The sequence below is a fragment of the Streptomyces sp. NPDC102278 genome (assembly GCF_044766345.1).
GTDB lineage: Bacteria > Actinomycetota > Actinomycetes > Streptomycetales > Streptomycetaceae > Streptomyces.
Map to the genome: position 1 here is coordinate 1 of NZ_JBIWLV010000029.1, position 14,364 is coordinate 14,364.

Annotated in this window: 15 protein-coding genes; 9 read left to right on the top strand and 6 right to left on the bottom strand. The window is 70.7% G+C overall.

What is annotated here, in order from left to right; genetic code table 11:
• Positions 1 to 327: hypothetical protein (locus tag ACIRO3_RS35425; protein WP_404143719.1), on the top strand; the 327-nt coding region annotated here is incomplete at its 5' end.
• A 620-nt stretch (positions 328 to 947) separates the two neighbouring features.
• On the opposite strand, the gene ACIRO3_RS35430 is transcribed toward ACIRO3_RS35425, so the two are convergent.
• Positions 948 to 1,646, bottom strand: coding sequence for a substrate-binding domain-containing protein (locus tag ACIRO3_RS35430; RefSeq protein WP_404143721.1), 699 nt, complete (start codon positions 1,644 to 1,646; stop codon positions 948 to 950).
• A gap of 75 nt (positions 1,647 to 1,721) precedes the next feature.
• Between ACIRO3_RS35430 and ACIRO3_RS35435 the strand changes: the two genes are divergently transcribed.
• The 7 genes from ACIRO3_RS35435 to ACIRO3_RS35465 all read left to right on the top strand — a co-directional run bounded on the left by ACIRO3_RS35435 (position 1,722) and on the right by ACIRO3_RS35465 (position 8,856).
• Positions 1,722 to 2,489, top strand: coding sequence for an IclR family transcriptional regulator (locus ACIRO3_RS35435; protein WP_404143723.1), 768 nt, complete (start codon positions 1,722 to 1,724; stop codon positions 2,487 to 2,489).
• A gap of 111 nt (positions 2,490 to 2,600) precedes the next feature.
• Entirely contained in the window at positions 2,601 to 3,821 is a 1,221-nt protein-coding gene (locus ACIRO3_RS35440; protein WP_404143725.1) for a 4-hydroxybenzoate 3-monooxygenase, read from the top strand.
• A gap of 51 nt (positions 3,822 to 3,872) precedes the next feature.
• Positions 3,873 to 4,898 (top strand): amidohydrolase family protein, encoded by a 1,026-nt coding sequence (locus ACIRO3_RS35445; RefSeq protein WP_404143727.1) that lies wholly within the window; start codon positions 3,873 to 3,875, stop codon positions 4,896 to 4,898.
• Between the two features lie 17 nt (positions 4,899 to 4,915).
• A complete protein-coding gene (ligK, locus tag ACIRO3_RS35450; RefSeq protein ID WP_404143729.1) occupies positions 4,916 to 5,605 on the top strand; it encodes a 4-carboxy-4-hydroxy-2-oxoadipate aldolase/oxaloacetate decarboxylase in 690 nt (229 codons plus the stop codon).
• 19 nt (positions 5,606 to 5,624) lie between these two features.
• Positions 5,625 to 6,545: an amidohydrolase family protein gene (locus tag ACIRO3_RS35455; protein ID WP_404143731.1), complete on the top strand. Its 921-nt coding sequence runs from the start codon at positions 5,625 to 5,627 to the stop codon at positions 6,543 to 6,545.
• A 24-nt stretch (positions 6,546 to 6,569) separates the two neighbouring features.
• The gene (ligA, locus tag ACIRO3_RS35460; RefSeq protein ID WP_404143733.1) at positions 6,570 to 7,880 is read left to right on the top strand and encodes a protocatechuate 4,5-dioxygenase subunit alpha; all 1,311 of its coding nucleotides are present in this window, start codon (positions 6,570 to 6,572) and stop codon (positions 7,878 to 7,880) included.
• Between the two features lies 1 nt (position 7,881).
• Positions 7,882 to 8,856, top strand: a complete 975-nt coding sequence (locus ACIRO3_RS35465; protein ID WP_404143735.1) for a Gfo/Idh/MocA family oxidoreductase — start codon at positions 7,882 to 7,884, stop codon at positions 8,854 to 8,856.
• A 112-nt stretch (positions 8,857 to 8,968) separates the two neighbouring features.
• On the opposite strand, the gene ACIRO3_RS35470 is transcribed toward ACIRO3_RS35465, so the two are convergent.
• The 4 genes from ACIRO3_RS35470 to ACIRO3_RS35485 all read right to left on the bottom strand — a co-directional run bounded on the left by ACIRO3_RS35470 (position 8,969) and on the right by ACIRO3_RS35485 (position 12,854).
• A complete protein-coding gene (locus tag ACIRO3_RS35470; RefSeq protein ID WP_404143737.1) occupies positions 8,969 to 9,427 on the bottom strand; it encodes a MaoC family dehydratase in 459 nt (152 codons plus the stop codon).
• A 68-nt stretch (positions 9,428 to 9,495) separates the two neighbouring features.
• Positions 9,496 to 11,043: a long-chain fatty acid--CoA ligase gene (locus tag ACIRO3_RS35475; RefSeq protein ID WP_404143739.1), complete on the bottom strand. Its 1,548-nt coding sequence runs from the start codon at positions 11,041 to 11,043 to the stop codon at positions 9,496 to 9,498.
• Positions 11,044 to 11,053: 10 nt separating this feature from the next.
• The gene (locus tag ACIRO3_RS35480; protein ID WP_404143740.1) at positions 11,054 to 11,941 is read right to left on the bottom strand and encodes an amidohydrolase family protein; all 888 of its coding nucleotides are present in this window, start codon (positions 11,939 to 11,941) and stop codon (positions 11,054 to 11,056) included.
• 1 nt (position 11,942) lies between these two features.
• Complete coding sequence (locus ACIRO3_RS35485; protein WP_404143742.1) at positions 11,943 to 12,854, bottom strand: SDR family oxidoreductase; 912 nt, start codon at positions 12,852 to 12,854, stop codon at positions 11,943 to 11,945.
• A gap of 207 nt (positions 12,855 to 13,061) precedes the next feature.
• On the opposite strand from ACIRO3_RS35485, the gene ACIRO3_RS35490 reads away from it, so the two are divergent.
• Positions 13,062 to 13,475, top strand: coding sequence for a MarR family winged helix-turn-helix transcriptional regulator (locus ACIRO3_RS35490; protein WP_404143743.1), 414 nt, complete (start codon positions 13,062 to 13,064; stop codon positions 13,473 to 13,475).
• A 216-nt stretch (positions 13,476 to 13,691) separates the two neighbouring features.
• Here the strand turns inward: ACIRO3_RS35490 and ACIRO3_RS35495 are convergent, their stop codons facing one another.
• Positions 13,692 to 14,153 (bottom strand): DUF3237 domain-containing protein, encoded by a 462-nt coding sequence (locus ACIRO3_RS35495; protein ID WP_404143744.1) that lies wholly within the window; start codon positions 14,151 to 14,153, stop codon positions 13,692 to 13,694.
• Between the last annotated feature and the right edge of the window lie 211 nt (positions 14,154 to 14,364).

Genomic DNA, 14,364 nt, shown 5'->3' on the forward strand with positions numbered 1-14,364 from the left:
GAGACCGAGGACCGGCTGCGGCGCGCCCTGGCGATGGATCCGGGGTTCCTGCTGGAGCGCGTACGGCCGAAACCGGACTCCGTACGGCGCATCCGGTCCGAACTGGCCCACTGCCCGGGTGGTACCCCGCAGGGCGAGCTGACGGCGGCGGACATCGCGCGCGTCCTGAGGTGCCGCCTGGGCCTGCCCTTCGAGGAGACCCCCCTGAGCCCCCTGACCACTTCGGAGGACCCGGGCTGGATGACCCGGCTGCTGGCCAACCCCAACCTCCCGCCCTACCTGAAGGAGCTGCCGGACTACTACGAGCACGTCCAGCACGTCCGGTGACGTGCCAACGGTCAGCCGCCTCGGCCACATCGACACGGGCTCTGCTCACCGCGGTCGTGGTGTGCGGGGTGACGTTCCGTGGGATGGGTGCGGGGGAGTGGTGGATGTGAAGGGCGACGCCGGCCCGGCCCACGCCGACCGCCCAGGGCAGGCTCTGGGCCGGGGGAGGGGAGTGTCCGCGCATTGCAGCGTCGTCGTGGTCGCGGGGCCACCCTGCCACAGGTGTCGGGCTGTGGCGCGCGGCAGTCCGCCACAGAGGTCGCATGGTCTGGCTGAGTTTGGCATGGCCCAGCAGGCGCGGAGCTCGGATCCGGCCGGCTCCTCGTGCCACGGGCAACACCCGCCCTCGGGCGGCCACGGTCCGTCGGCGGCCACTGCCTGCCGGTGGCCTGGGGTCTCGCTCATCGGCTGGTTCAACCTGGTCGAGCGGTGGTCGGCCGGCGGATCGCACAGAGGAAACTCAAGCGTGGAGTCCACCGCTCCGTCCAGGCACTCGAACGCGACATCCGGGCTTGACTGACCGACTGGAACGACCAGCCCAGGCCCTTCGTCCGGACGAAGACCCCTGACGAGATCCTCGACAACGTCGCCGCCTACTGCCACCGGATCTCAGACTCGGGTCACTGGTCCCCAACCCCCCGCATGCCCTTGGCGCGGGCGGTCCTCGATGCGGCGTCGGAGCCAAGCAGGTCAAGGACTTCGCGGGCGAGGCTTGGCCGGCTGGAGGCGGTGAGTACACCTCCGCTGAACGTCGAGCTGATGGCGGTGTCACCCGGCAGCGGGCCGATGACGACGACGCCCGGCAGGTCCATCAACTCGCTGTGCTGTTGAAAGGCCAGGTCTGCTCGGCCGGACGCCAGCAGGCTGCCTGCCGGCACCCCCGGTGGCGCTTGGACGAGCCGATCAGACAGCGTGTCGGCGAGATCCAGCCGGGTGATCAGATCGATGAGGGCGATGCCGCTGGGCCCGGTGGAGTAGGCGATCCCCTCCGCGGACGTCAGCGCGGCTCGCAGGTCGGGTTCCGAGCCGAGTGCCGGAACGGGTGCTCCCTCCGCCACGGCGGCGACGACCTGCGAGACCCACAGCGGTCGTGTCGTGCCCTGGAGGATGTGCCCTTCCTTCTCCAACTCGGCCAAGGCGCCGTCGGCGAGGACGAGCAAGTCGGCCTCGGCGCCTTCGCGCGCCCGCCGCGCGATCTCGACCCCGCCGGCGGAATCGAAACGTACGGGGAGCCCGTGAGCGAGCCGGATGTGTTCGGACAGCTCGGCCAGTAGGGGCCGCGTCGCCATCGAAGACAGCCCGGAGATGTCTCGGTTCACGTCGCCTCCTTGGTGTCCGGCAGATGGTACGGTGCCCGGCCGCTTGCCTCAACGCCGGTCTGCGAGACTGGCGAAGTGAGCACAACCCGGAGCACGGCGGCTGGAAAGGTCCTGGAGGTCCTCTCGGCCTTCGACCGCGAGCACGCGTCGCAGACGTTGTCGGAGATCGCTCAGCGCACGGGCCTGGCCTTGAGCACCACGCACCGGGTGGTGGCCGAGTTGGCGGGCTGGGGCGTGCTGGAGCGGGCCGAGGACGGGTCGTGGCATGTGGGGCTGCGGCTCTGGGAGATCGCCTCGGGCTGCCCGCGCACCCAGATCCTGCGCGATGTGGCGCTGCCGTTCATGCAGGACCTGTACGAGGTCACGCACGAGAACATCCAGCTCGCGGTGCGGGAGGGAACGGAGCTCGTGTTCGTCGAGCGGATCGCCGGGCACCGGTCGGCGAAACTGCTGACGATGGTCGGGACGCGTTTCCCGATCGCCTCCACGGGGATGGGGCGGGTGCTCCTCGCGCACGCGCCGCAGGCGATCCAGGAGGAGGTCCTCGACGCGCCGCTGCGAGCGTGGACCCCGCACACGGTCGTCGATCCGACGGCTCTGCGGGCGCAGTTGGACCGGATCCGCCGCGAGCACGTCTTCCTCAGCGACCGGCAGCTGTCCGAGAGCACGGTCGCGCTGGCCGCGCCCGTGCGGATCGGGCGGGTGGGGCCGGTGAGCGCCGCTCTGGGGGTGGTGATCACGGCGCAGGGCGCGAGCCGTGCGCGCCGGCTGCGGGAGCCGCTGCTGCGGGCCGCGCACGGGATCTCCGACGAGCTCGGCCGCCGTACTCGTACGACCTCCTGAGGTCCCGGATCGGGACGGGCTTCCGCCTGACGGAAACAGCAGCGACCTGGCATCGGATCGGGTGTCAACGTTCGGGGTGTTCGGAACGTTCGCAGTCGCTGAGGAGATGCCATGGCCGATGCCCCCGTCGACACCGTCGACACCGTCGCCTCGGTCCCGGTAGCCGTCGTCGGCGCCGGCCCCGCCGGCCTCATGCTGGCGCACCGGCTCGGTCGTGCCGGCGTCGGGACGATCGTGCTCGACACCCGTACCCGGCACGAGATCGAGACGACGCAGCGCGCCGGGATCCTGGAGGCCGACGTGGCCCGGGACCTTGTCGAGACCGGTGTCTCCGACCGGATCCTGCGGGACGGCCACGAACACGAGGGCACCGAGTTCCGGTTCGGCGGCCGGGCGCACCGTATCCACTTCAAGGCCCTGGTGGGCGAGTCGGTGTGGCTCTACCCGCAGACCGACGTGTTCATCGACCTGGCCGACGCGCGGGAGCGTGACGGCGGCACGGTCCACTTCGGTGTCAGGGACACCGAGGTCCTCGACATCACCACGGACGCGCCGCGCGTCCGGTACACGGCGGCCGACGGGTCCCGGCACGAGATCCGCGCACGGTACGTGGTCGGCGCGGACGGGTCCCGCGGCATGTGCCGCGACCTGGTGCCGAAGGAGCGGCGGACGCGGTACGGCAAGGAGTATCCCTTCGCGTGGTTCGGCATACTCGCCGAGGCCCCGCCGAGCGCGCCCGAGCTGGTCTACGCCCATTCCGAGCACGGCTTCGCGCTGATCAGCCGGCGCACCGAGTCCGTGCAGCGGATGTACTTCCAGTGCGGCCCCGGCGAGTCCGTCGACGCCTGGTCGGACGAGCGCATCTGGGAGACCCTCCAGGCGCGGGTGGCGGGTGAGGACGGCTTCCGGCTGAAGGAGGGGCCCGTCCTCGAGAAGACGGTGCTGCGGTTTCGGTCGTTCGTGCAGGAGCCGATGCGCTGGGGCTCGATGGTGCTCGCCGGTGACGCGGCGCACACGGTGCCGCCGACGGGTGCCCGCGGGCTCAACCTGGCGCTGCACGACGTGAAGGTCCTTGCCGACGTGCTGCTGCGGGCCCTCAGCCGCGAGGGCGGGGCCGCGCTGGACGCGTACCAGCCGCAAGCCCTCCAGCGGGTGTGGCGGGCGCAGAACTTCTCGTACTGGATGACCCGGCTGCTCCACACCGCGCCCGGCGCCTCGGCCTTTGACCTGCGGCGCCAACTCGGCGAGCTCGACAACGTGGTGGGCACGCGCGCCGGACGGACGTACCTCTCGGAGCAGTACACCGGCTGGCCCGTCAGCGCCCAGGGCTGATCGCGTCCCCGGCATGGACGGATCCCGCCCGACACTTCCAGGAGACCTCCCTTGATCATCGACTGTCATGGTCACTTCACCACCACGCCGCCGCAGCTTGCCGCGTGGCGCGACCGGCAGATCGCGGCCGTCGGCTCCTGCGCGGACGCGCCCGACCCCGACGACCTTGTCGTCACCGACGAGGACCTGCGCCGGGCCGTCGAGGACAACCAGCTGCGCCTGATGGACGAGCGGGGCAGCGACCTGACGATCTTCTCCCCGCGGGCCAGCTTCATGGCCCACCACATCGGCGACTTCGGCGTCTCCTCGGCGTGGGCGAGGATCTGCAACGACCTGATCCACCGGGTCAGTGCGCTCTACCCCGACCGGTTCGCGATGGGCGCGATGCTGCCGCAGTCTCCCGGCGTCGACCCGGCGACCTGCCTGCCCGAGCTGCGCCGCGCGGTCGAGGAGCTGGGCGCGGTGACGGTCAACCTCAACCCGGACCCCTCGGGCGGCCGTTGGACGGCGCCGCCACTGACGGACCGGAGCTGGTACCCGCTCTACGAGGCGATGGTCGCGTACGACATCCCAGCGATGATCCACGTCTCCACGTCCTGCAACCCGGCCTTCCACACCACCGGCGCGCACTACCTGAACGCCGACACCACGGCGTTCATGCAGCTCGTCCAGGGCGACCTGTTCGCCGACTTCCCGACGCTGCGGTTCGTGATCCCGCACGGCGGCGGCGCCGTGCCGTACCACTGGGGCCGGTTCCGCGGCCTGGCGATGGCACTCGGCAAGCCGGACCCGGAGACGCTGCTCGACAACGTCTTCTTCGACACCTGCGTCTACCACCAGCCGGGCATCGACCTGCTGACCCGCGTGATCCCCAGCCGGTCCGTTCTCTTCGCCAGCGAGATGATCGGCGCCGTCCGCGACATCGACCCGCGTAGCGGCCACCACTTCGACGACACGAAGCGCTACGTCGACGCCACCCCGCACCTGTCGGACGGGGAACGCGCAGCCGTCTACTCCGACAACGCCGTGCGCGTCTACCCCCGACTCGCCGCCCGCCTCGCCGCGGCCGGCCGCTGAACCCAGGAGAAGCACCCATGGAACACACCCAGGTCGGCGTCGTCCACACCAAGATCGTCCGGGCCGACCCCGATGCCGTCGCCGAGCTGTCGAAGTACGGCGTCGCGACGATCCACGAGGCGATGGGCCGCGTCGGGCTGATGCGCCCCTACCTGCGCCCCGTCTACCCCAAGGCCCGGATGTGCGGCACCGCCGTGACCGTGCTGCTCCAGCCCGGCGACAACTGGATGCTGCACGTCGCCGCCGAGCAGATCCAGGACGGGGACGTCGTCGTCGCGGCCTGTACGACCGAGAGTGAGGACGGATTCTTCGGCGAGCTGCTCGCCACCTCCTTCCGCGCCCGAGGCTGCGTCGGCCTGGTCATCGACGGCGGTGTCCGTGACGTCATCGACCTGGAGGGCATGGACTTCCCCGTCTTCTCCCGCGCCGTCAACGCCAAGGGCACCGTCAAGGCCACCCTCGGCTCGGTCAACGTGCCCGTCGTCTGCGGCAACGCCCTCGTGCGCCCCGGTGATGTCATCGACGCCGACGCCGACGGCGTCGTCGTGGTGCCGCGCGAGCGGGCCGCCGAGGTGGCCGCCGCGTCGGCCGCTCGCGAGGCCGACGAGGAGGGCAAGCGCACGCGGTTCCGTGCCGGGAAGCTCGGCTTGGACATGTACGGCATGCGCGGCCCGCTGGCCGAACTCGGCCTGCGCTACGAGAACTGACGGAGAGGAACGAGAACCCATGACGACAGACTTCGAGAAGACCCCGGGCTGGCTGGACTGGTACGCCGGCCCGAGCCGACCGCGGTTCCGGCTCCCCGAGGGCGCCGTCGACGCGCACTGCCACGTCTTCGGCCCGGCCGCCGAGTTCCCGTACGCGCCCGAGCGGAAGTACACGCCGTGCGACGCGTCCAAGGACCAGCTCTTCGCGCTCCGCGACCACCTCGGATTCACCCGCAACGTCATCGTGCAGGCCACCTGCCACGGCGCCGACAACCGCGCCCTGGCCGATGCCCTGCGCGCATCGAAGGGCATGGCCCGGGGCGTGGCCACCGTACGCCCCGACGTCTCCGACGAGGAGCTGCGCGAGCTGCACGAGGCGGGCGTGCGCGGCGTACGGTTCAACTTCGTGAAGCGGCTGGTGGACGCGGCGCCGCGCCGGGACCTGCTGGACGTGGTCGAGCGGATCGCCCCGCTGGGCTGGCACGTCGTCGTCTACTTCGAGGCGCCCGACCTGCCCGACCTGCGCGACTTCTTCCTGTCGATCCCGGTCCCGCTGGTCGTGGACCACATGGGCCGGCCCGACGTCACCAAGGACCCGGACGGTCCCGAGTTCAAGGCGTTCCTGGACTTCCTGCGGGCCCGGCCGGACATCTGGTGCAAGGTGACCTGCCCGGAGCGGCTGACGGCGAGCGGTCCGGCAGCCCTCGACGGCGAGCAGGAGGCGTACCGCGACGTGGTCCCCTTCGCGCGGCGCGTGGTCGAGGAGTTCCCCGACCGGGTGCTGTGGGGGACCGACTGGCCGCACCCCAACCTCACCGACCACATGCCCGACGACGGCCTCATGGTCGATTTCGTCCCGCACATCGCGCCCACGTCGGAACTCCGGCACAAGCTCCTCGTGGACAACCCGACGCGCCTGTACTGGCCTGACGCCGACTGACCTCCGTACGATTGGAAGCCCACCATGTCACTGGACAAGACCTACAAACTGGTGCCGGGGACGACCATCTTCGACGCCGAGCAGTCCGCCAAGGGCTATCACCTCAACCAGTTCTGCATGTCGCTGATGACCGCGGAGAACCGCGCGGCCTACCTCGCCGACGAGCAGGCCTACCTGGCCGCGTGGCCGCTGCGCGAGGAGCAGAAGCGGGCGCTCCTCGACCGCGACCTCAACGCGGCGATGCGCCAGGGCGGCAACATCTACTTCCTCGCCAAGTGGGGCGCCACGCTGGGCTTTTCGTTCCAGCAGATGGCAGGCTCGATGACCGGCATGACAGAGGAGGAGTACCGGGCCATGATGGTCGGCGGCGGGCGCTCGGTCGAGGGCAACCGGATCGACCACGCCGTCCTGGACGCGGCGTACACCAACCCGGAGCCGCCGTCCGAACACGCCACCATCACCAGCGCCGTCTTCACCTCGCACGTGCCGGCGATCGGCGCGGCGCTGGACCACGGGATGACCGAAGAGCCTTACTGGCAGCCGGTCTTCGAGGGGTACGAGTACTCCAAGGCCTGGGAGCGGGAGAACGCCCCCGACGTGATCTTCCTGGTCTACAACGACCACGCCAGCGCCTTCGACCAGTCGATGATCCCGACCTTCGCCCTCGGCACCGGAGCCGCCTTCCCCACCGCCGACGAAGGGTACGGGCCCCGCCCCGTGCCCGGCATCGAGGGCGCCCCCGACCTGGCCGCGCACATCGCACACTCCCTCATCCGGGACGACTTCGACCTCACCCTCGTCAACGAGATGGCCGTCGACCACGGTCTGACCGTCCCGCTGTCGCTGATGTTCGGCGACATGGAGAAGTGGCCGTGCAAGGTCATCCCGCTCCACGTCAACGTGGTGCAGTACCCGGTACCCTCCGGCGCCCGTTGCTTCAAACTCGGCCAGGCTCTGCGCAAGGCCATCGAGTCCTACGACCGCCCCCTCCAGGTGCAGGTGTGGGGCACCGGCGGCATGAGCCACCAGCTCCAGGGACCGCGCGCCGGCCTCATCAACCGTGAGTGGGACAACGCCTTCCTGGACCGGCTGATCGCCGACCCCGCGGGGCTGGCAGAGGTGCCGCACCTGGAATACGTCGAGGAGGCCGGCTCCGAAGGCATCGAGCTGGTCATGTGGCTGATCGCCCGCGGCGCTCTGAGCGACGTGGACGGCACCGGCGCCGTCGAGGTCAAGCACCGTTTCTACCATGTGCCCGCGTCCAACACGGCCGTCGGCCACCTGATCCTGGAGAACCATCCCCGGGCCGAGACGCCCGCCGAAGGAGAGAACTGACATGACCGACGACCGAACCCTGCGGATCGCCCTGGCCGGCGGCGGCGCCTTCGGCGCGAAGCACGCGGCCGCACTCCGTCGCATCGAGGGCGTCGAGGTGGCCGCCGTCGTGAGCAGCAGCCTCGAAGGAGCCCAGAAGTTCGCCGCCGAGCAGGGCGTGGGCCGCGCCGTCGCCTCCCTGGACGAGGTGCTGGCGATGGACGACATCGACGCCGTCGTCCTCGCCACCCCCACCCAGATGCACGCGGCGCAGACCCTTGCCTGCCTCGACGCGGGCAAGCACGTGCAGACCGAGATCCCGCTCGCCGACTCCCTCGCCGATGCCGAGGCGTGCCAGGCGGCGCAGGAGCGCACCGGGCTCGTCGCGATGGTGGGCCACACCCGTCGCTTCAACCCCAGCCACCAGTGGGTGCACCGACGGATCGAGGCCGGTGAGTTCAACATCCAGCAGATGGACGTGCAGACGTACTTCTTCCGCCGGCAGAACCTCAACGCGCTGGGGGAGCCGCGCTCCTGGACCGACCACCTGCTGTGGCACCACGCCGCGCACACGGTGGATCTGTTCGCGTACCAGACCGGCTCGCCGATCGTGCAGGCCAACGCGGTGCAGGGTCCGATCCACCCCGAGCTGGGCATCGCGATGGACATGTCGATCCAGCTGCGCGCGGCCGGCGGCTCGATCTGCACGCTGTCGCTGTCTTTCAACAACGACGGGCCGCTCGGCACGTTCTTCCGCTACATCGGCGACACCGGCACCTACATCGCGCGGTACGACGACCTGTTCACGGGCAAGGACGACCCGATCGACGTGAGCGGTGTCGACGTGTCGATGGACGGCATCGAGCTCCAGGACCGCGAGTTCGTCGCCGCGATCCGCGAGGGGCGCGAGCCGAACTCCTCCGTCGCCCAGGTCCTTCCCTGCTACCGGACACTGGCGACGCTGGAACAGCAACTCACCGCCGCCGCGGGCGCGTGACCGCGCCGGCGCGTGGGCGAGCAGGCTGAAGGCGGGTCGGGGGGAGCAGGTACCGACACGAGGTTGGTACCGCTCCCCCCGACCCGCCTTCGTACGGGACGGCACGGGCCGATCAGGCGTAGTGGCGGTAGACGGCCTGGGCGACGCAGGCCGGCTTGTCGCTGCCGTCGACCTCGACAGTGAATGTCAGCGGCATCTGAACGCCGTTGCCCTTGACCTCCTCCACTGTTCCGACGGCACCGTGGAGGCGGATCTTCGCGCCGACGGGGACGGGGCTGGGGAACCGAACCTTGTCCAGGCCGTAGTTGACGCTCAGCTTCGTGCCGGTGATCTCCAGCAGCTCGCCGAAGAGCGGGATGATGAGAGAGAGGGTCAGGTAGCCGTGGGCGATGGGGCCGCCGAAGGGGCCCTCTTTGGCCTTCTCCGGGTCGGTGTGGATCCACTGGTGGTCGTCGGTGGCGTCGGCGAAGGTGTTCACCCGCTGCTGGGTGATGTCGAGCCATTCGGTGCGGCCGAGGTCGGCTCCGCTGAGGGACTTGAGTCCGTCGAGGCCGTTGGCGGTCGTGGGCATGGAGGTTCCTTTCGATGGCGTGGGCAACGGTGGGCGCGGCCCGTGCAGGGACGCTGCATGTACGTCTGTCAAGGGTGGGGACGATCGGTGGGACCGGTCGCATGGGTGGCCCGTACGGCGGGCTTGATGATCTTCCCGGAGGCCGTGCGGGGCAGCGTTTCGGTCACGGCGAGGGACTTGGGGATCTTGTACTTGGCGAGTCGGCCCCGCAAGTGGTCGAGGATGTCGTCCTCGTCGGCGTGGGCGCCGGGTTCGAGGACGACGACAGCTCGGCCGACCTCGCCCCAGAGCGGGTCCGGCACACCGATGACCGCACATTCGGCGACGGCGGGATGAGAGAGGAGCACGTCCTCCACCTCGGCCGGGTACACGTTCTCGCCTCCCGAGACGAACATGTCCTTGACCCGGTCGACGATGTAGGCGTAGCCCTCGGCGTCGGTTCGGGCCACGTCGCCGGTGCGCAGCCAGTGGCCGTCGGTGAAGGTTGCCTCCGTGTCCTCGGGCCGTCCCCAGTAGCCGGTCATGACATGGGGGCCGTGAACGAGGATCTCGCCGCGCTCGCCGGGTTCGGCCTCGCTGCCGTCGGGCAGAACCACGCGGGTGTCGGTGAAGAAGTGCGGCACCCCGGCTGAGCCCGCCTTGGCCGAGGCCTGCTCCTTGTCCAGGTAGAGGACTCCGGGCGACGCTTCGGTCATGCCGTAGCCCTGGCTGAAGGCGAGGCCCCGGTCAAGGTACGCGGCGATGGTGCGGGTGGGCACGGGAGCGCCGCCGCAGTTCAGGGTGCGCAGGCTGGACAGGTCCGCGGTCTCCCAGCGGGGCCGCGCGGCCATGGCGTCGTACATGGTGGGGACGCCGAACATGTACGTCACCCGAAGGTCCTCGATGAGCTCCAGGACGCGCTCGGCGTCGAAGGCGCCGAGGAGGACCACTCGGCCGCCCTTGAGCAGGGTCGGCAGGCAGGTCATGTTGAGCCCGGCGGTGTGGAACAGCGGCGCCACGACGAGGGTCACCTCGTCGCCGGCCAGGTCGGTGTCGACGAGGACGTTGACGCTGTTCCAGGTGATGTTGGCGTGGGAGAGGACGGCACCCTTGGGGCGGCCCGTGGTCCCGGAGGTATACATGATCATGCACGGGTCCTGGGGCGCCACGGCCTCGTCCAGCGGGCCGGTCCGGGCGCCGGCGAGCAGCTCCTCGTAACCGAGGGCTCCGTCCTCGTCGGGGCCGGTGACCGCGATGCGGTGCCGTACACCCGCCTCGGCCGCCGCGGCACCCGCCGCGGCGGCCTGCTCCGGCCCGTGGACGAGGATGGCGCTGCCCGAGTCGGCGAGGTTGTACGCCAACTCCGGTGCCGCCAAGCGAACGTTGAGCGGGACGAAGACCGCCCCCAGCGCCCCGGCGGCGAACAGGGTCTCCAGGAACGCCGGATGGTTGGGCCCGAGGTACGCGATCCGGTGCCCCCGCGCCACGCCCAGCCCACGCAGGGCGTGGGCGAGGCGCAGGACGCGCCCGTGCAACTCGCGGTAGGTCAGGGTGCGGTCCTCATGGACGACGGCCACCCGGTCGGGGGTCTTGCGGGCCCGGCGCGCCGGCCAGGAGCCGATGCCTTGGTTCAACACGGCGTCTCCTTCAGCCCGTGGTCAGACCGAGCAGGCGGGCGGCGTTCTCCTTGAGGATCTTCGGCCGGACCTCGGGCTTGATGTCGAGCTTCTCGAAGTCCGCGAGCCACCGGTCGGGGGTGATGACGGGATAGTCGGAGCCGAAGAGCACCTTGTCCTGGAGCAGCGTGTTCGCGTAGCGGACGAGCTGCGGCGGAAAGTACTTCGGGGACCAGCCGGACAAGTCGATGTACACGTGCGGTTTGTGGGTGGCCACCGCGAGGGCCTCGTCCTGCCAGGGGAAGGACGGGTGGGCGAGGATGATCCGTAGTTCCGGGAAGTCGACGGCGATGTCGTCGATCAGCATGGGGTTGGAGTACTTCAGGCGGATGCCCCCGCCGCCCGGTACGCCGGCGCCGATGCCGGTCTGGCCGGTGTGGAAGAGCGCGGGCACACCGAGTTCCTCGATGGCCTCGTACAGCGGGTAGGCCATCGGGTCGTTCGGGGCGAACGCCTGGATGCTGGGGTGGAACTTGAACCCGCGGACGCCGTGCTCCTCCACCAGGCGCCGTGCCTCGCGCACGCCCGCGCGGCCCTTGTGCGGGTCGATGCTCGCGAAGGGGATCAGCGCGTCGGCGTGGGCGGCGCAGCTCTCGGCGATCTCTTCGTTGGAGATCCGCGGGTGGCCGGTGGCGTGTTCGGCGTCGACGGTGAACACCACGGCGGCCATGTGGCGTTCGCGGTAGTGGTCGGCCATCTCCTCGATGGTCGACTGCCGGTGTCCGTGGGCATTGAAGTACTTCTCGGAGGCGCCGAACAGTTCGGGGCTCAGCGCCCCGTGGCCGTCCTTGGAGACCTCGGCGTGCGTGTGCACGTCGATGGCGGTCAGCCGGTCGATGTCGAGCGTGAGGTCGCCCATCTCATGCCTCCGGGGCCTTGGGCGCCGCGATGCCGTAGGTCTCGGGCTCGGCCCCGACGCCGTCCGCCCAGTGGGCGGCGATCGCGTCGGCGCTCCAGCCACCGCCGGCGAAGGCGACCGACTTCTCCTTGGGGTGCGCCCACAGGGCCAGCCGGTCGCCGCCGATGCCGATCGCCTGCCCGGTCACTCCGGCGGAGGCGTCGGACGCGAGGAAGGTGATCAGGGCGGCGACGTCCTGGACGGTACCGAGGCCTTCGTCCTTGCGCAGCCAGTCCGGCAGCGGGCTGCCGGTGCGCTCGGACTCCTCGATGACCGGTGCGAAGGCCGGGATGGTCTTGGTCATCTCGGTGGCCGCGACCGGGACGACGGCGTTGACGGTGATGCCGGATCGGCCCAGTTCCATGGCCCAGGTGCGGGCCATGGCGACGACGCCCGCTTTGGCGGCGGCGTAGTTGGTCTGGCCGAAGTTGCCGCGCTGTCCGGCCGGCGAGGAGATGAGGACGAGCCGGCCCCCGGTTCCCTGTTCGCGCATGCGGGCGGCGGCCGCGCGGGCACAGGTGAAGGTGCCGCGCAGGTGGACGCGGACGACATCGTCGAAGTCTTCGTCGGTCATCTTCCACAGCACCCGGTCGCGCAGGATGCCGGCGTTGGTGACGAGCACGTCCAGACGGCCGAACTCCTCGACCGCCGCGTCCACCAGCTGCTGCGCCGACCCGCCGTCGCCCACCGCCGCGACGACGCCGGTCGCCGTACCCCCCGCGGAGGAGATCGAGGCGACGGCGGCGTCGACGACAGCCCGGTCGACGTCGTTGACGACTACGGCGGCGCCGGCCGCCGCGAGGGCCTGGGCGTACGCCAGCCCGAGACCGCGTCCGCTGCCGGTGACGACCGCGACCTTGCCCTGAAGATTCATGAGAGGTGCCTCTCGTACGTACGGGAATGGGGAATGCCGAAGGCGCCGGCACGAGCCGGGATCGACAGGAATCCTGATGAACGCCAGTCTGTTCAATCAACAGGATTCCTGTCAATGACCTAATCTGAGGAGGCGCCACCGCCCTGGTGGCACCGGCTGCGGGGGCTCGGTGAGCCCACCGCACGCGGCCACCACGGGAGGACGAACGTGAGCACCTCATTGCTCTACCTGCTCAAGAGGACGGAGCTGGCCGTCCGCGCCCGCCTCGAGGAACTGCTGAAACCCGCCGGGATCACGGCGTTGCAGTACACCGCCCTGACGGTGCTGGAGCGGCACGACGGCATCTCCGCCGCGCAACTCGCCCGCGACTCGTTCGTCACCGCCCAGTCGATGGCCGACATGGTCCGGGCACTGGAGGGCCGCGGACTGATCCGGCGCGAGCCCAATCCCGCCAACCGCCGCGAACGTCTCATCCTGCTCGCCGATCCCGGGCGGCGACTGCTCGCCGAGTACGCCGGGCCGGCCCGCCGTCTGGAGGAGCGCATGGTGGCCGACCTGAGCGCCGAGGAGATCGGCGTGCTCCGCCAAGCCCTGATCGGGGCCTGGCGATCCCTGTCCTAGTGCTGTGACCTGCAAGGTTCACCGTGTCACGGCGCCCGGTACGGCACCTCGCCGCATTGTCGGACCGCCCGAGTGCGTTCAGTACGAGCGGCGGTCCTCCGCCTTGCGATGCACCGCACCGGACACCGCGACCCGGCAAACCTTTCCGGCCACAGCACTGGCAGGCGGGGTTGGCCACGGCCCGCGCGGTCTGTGCCCGGGCCGCGGGCGGGCCCGTTACTTGAGCGCGTACACGCGGATGACCACGGCACGGTCGCCGTCCGGGCGGGCGAGCCCGACGAAGACCGTCTCCGCGAGCCAGCGGTGGGCGGGGGCGTCCGTGCGGAAGACCGGTGAGGTGCGGTAGTAGTGCCCGGCCTCGGAGACCTGCAGCTCCCCGTCGAACTGGTCCGGCGTGTCGGCCGTGGGGCGGTAGTAACCGCGGTTGACGATGTCGATCACCGCGCCGTCCTCCGCCCGGAGCAGATAGCGGGCCTCCAGCTCACACACCTCCCCGCGCGTGCTGCTCCAGTCGCCTCCCCCCGGGAGGACCGTGCCGCGCAGGCGGGGGCCGTCCACGCCGCCCCCGGTGATGGGGGTGAACTCGGTGACCTCCCCGTCGCCATGGCCGATGTGCAGCGTGTCGGACACCTCGGCCCGGATCTCGAACGCGAAGTCGAGGGCGGGAGTGAAGGACATGGCGGTTCTCCGATTCTGTGAGTGAAGCCGGCGCGCCCTCGCGGCCGGCGCGATCCGCCCGCCCGCGCCGGCACGGGTGAGGACGGGTCGCGGACCCGGCACGTGGGCGTGTGGCGGAGGGTGCGAGCCCGCTCGACATCGCCGCCGGTCGGGCACGGTCCGGCGCCGGGCCGCGCCTGGCGGGCCGGACGCCCGATCCGAGAGAGCGTCG